Annotated in this window: 4 protein-coding genes; all 4 read left to right on the plus strand. The window is 47.7% G+C overall.

Features of this window, described 5'->3' with window-relative positions; genetic code table 11:
• The first annotated feature begins 318 nt into the window (after positions 1-318).
• The 4 genes from BLQ57_RS20365 to BLQ57_RS20380 all read left to right on the plus strand — a co-directional run bounded on the left by BLQ57_RS20365 (position 319) and on the right by BLQ57_RS20380 (position 7146).
• A complete protein-coding gene (locus BLQ57_RS20365; RefSeq protein ID WP_087941388.1) occupies positions 319-2202 on the plus strand; it encodes a TlpA family protein disulfide reductase in 1884 nt (627 codons plus the stop codon).
• A 1-nt stretch (position 2203) separates the two neighbouring features.
• A complete protein-coding gene (locus BLQ57_RS20370; RefSeq protein ID WP_087941389.1) occupies positions 2204-5398 on the plus strand; it encodes a SusC/RagA family TonB-linked outer membrane protein in 3195 nt (1064 codons plus the stop codon).
• 98 nt (positions 5399-5496) lie between these two features.
• On the plus strand, positions 5497-6813 hold the full coding sequence (locus BLQ57_RS20375; RefSeq protein ID WP_169712812.1) for a RagB/SusD family nutrient uptake outer membrane protein: 1317 nt from the start codon (positions 5497-5499) through the stop codon (positions 6811-6813).
• Positions 6814-6939: 126 nt separating this feature from the next.
• The gene (locus BLQ57_RS20380) at positions 6940-7146 is read left to right on the plus strand and encodes a hypothetical protein (protein WP_087941509.1); all 207 of its coding nucleotides are present in this window, start codon (positions 6940-6942) and stop codon (positions 7144-7146) included.
• The last annotated feature ends 17 nt before the right edge of the window (positions 7147-7163 follow it).

A 7163-nucleotide genomic window follows, 5' to 3' on the forward strand; every position in this document is an offset into this window, starting at 1 on the left:
CCGATAGGCCTGTATTTCGCCCATGGCGTATTTCACCGAAGGTGTATTTCGCGAAGCGTATTTCCTCCTCTATCTCAATCAATCACAACCCTAAAACGCATGAAAAATTTTATACAATCATGCTTCCTGGAACTGCTATGCCTTTTCCGGAAAGCTAAAAAATCAATTAGAAGTCAGCTCCATCCAATAAGTATGCAATACTTCCATGTAGGTGGATGGCTTATCTCGCTCCGAGGAACGAGGAGCATATCTCACACCGATAGGCGGGTATTTCACGACCAAAGGGAGTGTATTTCTCTAAGTAAAACAAAACTCCAATTGGGGCATCTCATAGTGTGTACATTCCTCCTGTTAGGAGTAGTACCCAAATCATCGAGCCAAGTTGCTTGGTCACCGGAGGCGGATTTTCCCAAGAAATCCGATCTCCCTCGGGGCGGGGATTCCCGTCCCGATATTTCCCAACTTAAAGATTATGGTTTAGTTGATAGCTACCTTGATTCGGGTGCAGGGGAGGGGGAGGGTCTCCCCCAAACCGCCCCGGTCACGGTCTTCTCTGACCAAATGGAGTACCACGCTGGTGATCATGAATCGGACTTGAAAAGTTTTGATTCTTCCCAAAATCATCCCCTTGCCCCGGAGCGGGCAGAAGAAGCCGCTTACCCAGGAGCGGCTAATCACCCCGGGCGGGAGGAGTACAGCACTCCCGCCCTGCCGGGTGATTCTTCCGTTGTTTTTATAGAACTGCCCAGCGACCATGCCCCAGACACCCTCTGGCTAAGCTATTGGCCGGAATTCCTCAAAGAACAGCGGGCATTGACCCCCGGAATTACGCTTCCCCTCACCCCTACCCAGGGAAACTTCTTTGAAGGCAATGCCGGATTCAAACGATATTCTGTTGTTTTTCCCGCCTTCTCCTCTCCCATCTCATTCAGCCTGAGAAACAAGAGGAATTACCTCTTTCGCTATTGGACCTTGAATCCCGGAACCCAAATCCGCATTCGTGTAGATCTGGAAAAGGGAAGAATGCTTTTTATGGGACCTTCTGCCCCCTTTTTCCAAGCGCAATATGCCCTTACCCGGATGGCAGAGGAGCAACAGTTTCAGGCCCATCCCCTGATGGTAACCACAGACCCTGACCGCATACTCTCCGATTCACTGACTGATTCGCTCTATCAGACGTCCCTCGCCTTGCCGAATGCGGTATTCCCTCCGATGCAGTTTCTGCTGCCTTCCAGTCCCCCTGATGACTTACTGGACTCGCTTCTGAGGCAATCCCCATCTTCAGATCCTGCTTTCAAGTGGATAGCGGGCTTGGGCAATGATCTCAGTTCAGTCGAAAAATACCAGTTGGAGCAAAAAGCCTGGGGAGAGATTTTGCTACGAACTCTTCCCAAGATGAATTTGGGCAGGGAAAGCTTAAGCCAATCCGAATACCGGGAAAAGTTTGAAAGCTGGATCTCAGCTATTCCTCTTCCCGATTCCCAGTGGATCGACCCGGTATTGTTGACCGGGCTGAATGAGCTGATCCTGCTCAGGACCCAAGTCCGGGACCAAAGCCTTTTGGAAGGAACGGCCGATTTGAGTTCCGTATTGCGGGAGCGGATTCTCGGAATCTATTTACTCGACAACTATAAGCGATTGGAAAGGGGGAGAGATTCTCTGGTCCGCAGAGTCAGGGAAAATATCGAAAGCCCCTGGATTGCCGATTTGATCGGGGACTTGGATTCCAAAAATGCCAAAGGGAGCCCTTTCTATAGCGGTGAGCTTTTAGGATTGGAAGGTGAGCCTGTTTCCCTCGAAGCGTTTCGGGGAAAATCCCTCGTTCTGACCTTTTGGATTAGCGGATGCAAATTCTGCATGAAGTACTATCAGCGCACCCTCAAACCGGTCTTTGAGCATTTCAGACACAGGTCGGACGTGCAGTTTATCGCGATCAATGCAGACCGGTCCCCTAATTCCTGGAAGGAAAATGCCCTTTCGGATACCTATTCCCATCCCGATATGCTGCAGTTGCATGAAGATTCGGGCCAGGGTATTCTTTCCTATTATAAGATCTCGGCTTTTCCCCAAAAAATTCTTTTAGGTCCCGAATTCACCATTGAGCAGAGCACCCAAACTCAATACAGTCCCGCCGAGCTCATCCGCAAGATTGAGGAAATGACGGGAAATAGTGCCAATCAATTAGAAACCAACCCAAAATAACATGAACAAAAAATTACTATTATTCGCATGGCTAACAGTCTGGAGCGGGATGCTCTGGGCTCAAAGCAGCAGCCTTTTACAGGGAAAAATTACCTCCTCGGAAGATGGGACCCCACTTCCCGGGGCTCTGATCACCCTGGATACGGATCGTCATATCGCCATTGCCGATGAAGAAGGAAATTTTGCACTGGAAGCTCCTGCGGGGGATTACCGCTTAAAAGTCACCTATTTGGGAATGAAGCCCTACGAAATGGAAATCAGCATGCCCTATGATAAAGATCTGCTGATTTCATTGGAATCCGATCAGCGGAGTTTGCAGGAGGTCACGGTCATGTCCACCGGATATCAGGATTTACCTGCTGAGCGGGTCACCGGTTCCTTTGTTTCCCTGGATCAGAAATTGGTCAGCAGAAGGGTAAGTACCAATCTGATCGACCGACTGGAGGATGTCACACCGGGTTTGATCTTCAACAGGGGACCCAGTGTGGGAAACAATCAGCTATCCATCCGGGGGCGCTCCACCCTCTTTGCCAATACCGAACCCCTGATTATTGTGGATAATTTCCCCTACGACGGTCCCTTGGAAAGCATCAATCCCAACGATGTGGAATCGATTTCCGTACTCAAGGTTGCTGCGGCAGCCTCCATCTGGGGAGCCCGCGCGGGAAACGGGGTGATCGTGATTAACACCCGCTCAGGAAGAAAGTCCACAGCTCCGCGGGTGAGTTTAAATTCCAATGTCAATCTGGTCCAGTCTCCGGATTTATTCTATGTACCCCAGATGAACATGGGGGATTTCGTGGACATAGAAAGGCAGCTCTTTGAAAGCAATTTTTATCGGGGCAGTGAGTTGAACCCCAACCGTGCCGCACTTTCCCCCGCCGTAGAAACGCTGATTAGCCTGCGGGACGGGATGATTACAGCAGCCGAAGCCAATAGCCGGTTGGAGGGATTTAAAAATGCTGACCTGAGAACAGACCTACAAAATTATTTTTATCGCCCCCGGGTAAATCAGCAGCATTCCCTTTCCGTAGCCGGAGGAGGAGAATCCTCTACCTATCAGTTTGCAATTGGGTTTGACAAAAATCTTCAATCCGTCGTGGGAAATGACGATGATCGATGGACGATCCAGGCGAAGAACAGTTGGGACCTGATTGAAAATCGTCTGTCCTGGAATGTAGGCGCCTACCTGTCTAAGGCGCAATCCAAAACCCGCACACAGGTTCCGCAGAACAGTCCCTATGCCAGTCTTGCGGATGAAGCCGGCAATCCCTTGCCGATCTTCACGAACTTATCTCGCCGCTACGTGGAGTCGGTGGAAGGAGAAGCAGGTTTGCTCGATTGGTTTAACATCCCATTAAATGAAATCGGGATGTTGGATTATACCAATGAGCGACTGGACGGCAGATTCCAAACAGGTCTAAATCTAAAAGTTATTGAGGGCTTGACTGCCGACATTTCCTATCAGTATTGGACCAACAGAAACCGAAATCGGGAGCGAAACCCCGCCCAGTCATATTTTGTGAGGAACCTAGTCAACAGGTACACTCAAGTGGATGAAAACGGAGGACTTCAACGGGCGATTCCCAATGGGGATATTCTGGATTTTTCAGAATCATATGCCTATTCACACACACTGCGCGGAATGCTGCGCTATCAGAAAAACTGGAAAGGAATTCATCGGTTGAGTATACTTGCCGGAACTGAAGTGAGAGACCTCAAGTCAGAATCCAATGCTACCCGATACTATGGGTACAATGATGCATTGGGTACCAGTGCGGTGGTGGACTACCTTACCCGATTTCCTGCTTATTTTAATCCTGCAAGCCAGCAAACCATCGATCCGGGAACTTCGCATTCGGGATTGACCGACCGGTTTATATCCTATTATTCCAATGCGGGATACACCTATAGAAATAAACTGGATTTGACTCTTAGTATCCGAAAGGATCAATCCAATTTTTTTGGGGTAAACGCCAATCAGCGGGGAGTTCCGCTCTGGTCCACAGGATTGGGCTGGACGCTGAGTGAGGAATTGTTTATGTCATTTCTTGCCGGTGCCTATGTGAAGTGGAAGGCCAGTTATGGCTATAGCGGAAATCTGGACAAAAGTCTTTCAGGAAGGATGACAGCCTCCTATTTCAATCAACCGTCCAGCCGATTTTTGCCCAATATTCCCGGGGCACAGATCAACAATCCACCGAATCCCGACTTGCGCTGGGAACGGGTAGGGATATGGAATACCGGTTTTGATTTCGAGTCGGCCTCTGGAAAATATTCGGGAAGTCTGGAAATCTACCGAAAACGGGGAACCGATCTGATCGGGGAATACGAAGTAGATCCCGCAAGCGGTTTTTTCAGTATTACCGGAAACTATGCCGAAACACGGACTGATGGGCTGGACCTGATTTTGGGAGCCAATTGGCTAAACGGATCTCTGGGCTGGAAAACAGACCTGTTTTATTCCAAGGTCAAGGATCAGGTGACTCGAATCGATGTAACGCAGACTGCTGGGGGCTTGCTGAATTCCTTTTATCAAGCTACACCCATTCCCGTCGAGGGCAATCCGCTTTTTTCAGTGTACTCCTATGATTGGGGAGGATTAAATCCGGACACCGGAGATCCTATTGGAGTTTTGGACGGGGAACCTTCCGAAAACTACCTGTCCATTGTCAGCACAGCGACACCCGAAAGTTTAATATTTCACGGTTCGGCCAGACCCACAGATTTTGGTGCGATCAGAAATACCTTCACTTGGCGGGGTTTAAGCCTGTCTGTCAATGTATCCTACCGCTTTGGCTATTATTACCGCAGAAGGTCCGTTGATTATTTCAGTTTGCTCAGAGGCCAGATCGGACATGGGGATTATGAAAACCGGTGGCAACAGCCGGGGGATGAAATTCAGACTCAGGTACCTTCACTCCCTCCCAATGCCAATGTGCTCCGAAATCTCTTTTATACCAATTCGGCAATTCTAGTAGAGCGTGGGGACCATATCCGTCTTCAGGATATCCGTTTAGCATACAATTTTACCCGTGCGGAAAGTCCCTGGCTTCCTTTCGAAAGTATGGAACTCTATGGCTATGCCAATAATCTGGGAATTATTTGGAAAGCAAGCAAGGACAAACTCGACCCGGATTTCCAAACTTCAGCTCCCTTGCGAAGTATGGCACTCGGATTACGAATCAATTTCTAATTAATCACCAGGGTAAAAGGAAGTTCCACTCTCTTGTTCCTCCTATCAAAATGGGATTTCCCGGCAGGAATACTGCCACCCTTTTTAACCAAAACATCATGAAGAAGCAATTAAAATCAATACTATATATCGGCTTGCTGTTCACAGTGGGCTGCGAGGGTTTTCTGGACGAAAAACCCAACAAATCCATCCTTGTACCCGAGAGGATTGATGAATTTGAAGCGATTATCGACAACTATGACCGCATAAACACTACTCCTGTCCTCAGCTTCATGTTTGCCGATGACTATTGGGTGGCCAATACGAGTTGGAACAATTTCAACCCTTGGCAGCAGAATGCTTACAAATGGTCCAATGATCCTTATCTGCCCAATGAATCCACGTTGGACTTTTCGCTGATGTACCGCAAGATTTTCTCCGCTAATGTCATCTTGGACCGAATCGCTTCGGGAACAGATTGGGAGGAAAACTGGGAGGCAAACCTAAAAGCAAGAGCCTTGTTTTGGAGAGCTCAGGGATATTTTGAACTGGCGGTTTTGTTTCTACCCATTCCCAACCAGGCAGGCGATTCAGAAGAGATCAGAATTCCATTCAGAACGACGGCGGAATTTGGACAGCAAAAGGACATGGAAGATTCCCAGGTTGTATTTGAATTGATCCTGAATGATCTGAACGAAGCGCTTCCCCACCTTTCAGAGTCCCCTAGCTATCCCACCCAGCCCAGTCGATATGCTGCCCATGCCTTGCTTTCCAGAATTAACCTGTATTTGGGAAAATACCAGGAAGCAAATACCCATGCTGTAAAAGTATTGGAAGGGAATTTTGAATTCCTGGATTACAATGAGTTGGACTTGGCAGCCACATTTCCGATTCCACTCTTTAATTCGGAGACCGTATTGTTTACCAATATGGCTGCACAGAGCACAGTATCGAGAAATAATGTTGCCTTTGTGGATTCAGTTTTGGTCAGAAGCTATGCTGAAAATGACCTGAGAGGGCAACTGCTATTTGAAAACAACTTTGGGACTACATCATTCAAGGGAAACTACACGGGCCGACAGGATATTTTCACCGGAATAGCCCTGGATGAAATTTACCTGATTTTAGCAGAGACAAATGAAAGAATGGGAAATAGTGATTTGGCCATAGCATATCTGGAAGACCTATTGGTCAATCGCTACCGTGATTTTGAAGGATTGAATGAAGCTGGTGATTTGTTGGAAAGGGTTTTGGGAGAGCGCCGAAAATCCTTGCTGTTTCGGGGACAGCGATGGATGGATTTAAAAAGAAGGGCTGTCCATGATTCTTTTCGGGCAATTCTGAGAAGGGAAGTGGATGGGCAACTAGTCAATTTTGAGACCGAACCGGAAAACTTCATTGTGAAAGTTCCTCAACGGCAATTTGACCTGCAATAAAGAAAGGCCGGGATTAATTCCCGGCCCCTTTCGTTTGGCTATTTACTAGATATTGAAAATAAAAGTGTCATAATCTGAAGTTATGGCCTTTTTTTTGATGTATTTTATCTAGTTAATAGACTAGATATGGGGTATCCTACAAAAATACAGCGAATCAACAGAGCCAAAAGTGAACAATGGTATGTCAATTTTCCTGCGGCTGTGGCTCAGGCAATTGAGTTTCAACAAGGAGAAGTGGTGGAATGGATCATCGACGACCACCAACGCTTGGTACTTCAGCGCAGTGATCAGTCTGTTGCAGACCTTAAAAAAAAACTCCCCAAGAAGATCTAAAAGGGGTATTGGAAGGT

Source organism: Algoriphagus faecimaris, assembly GCF_900101705.1.
GTDB lineage: Bacteria > Bacteroidota > Bacteroidia > Cytophagales > Cyclobacteriaceae > Algoriphagus > Algoriphagus faecimaris.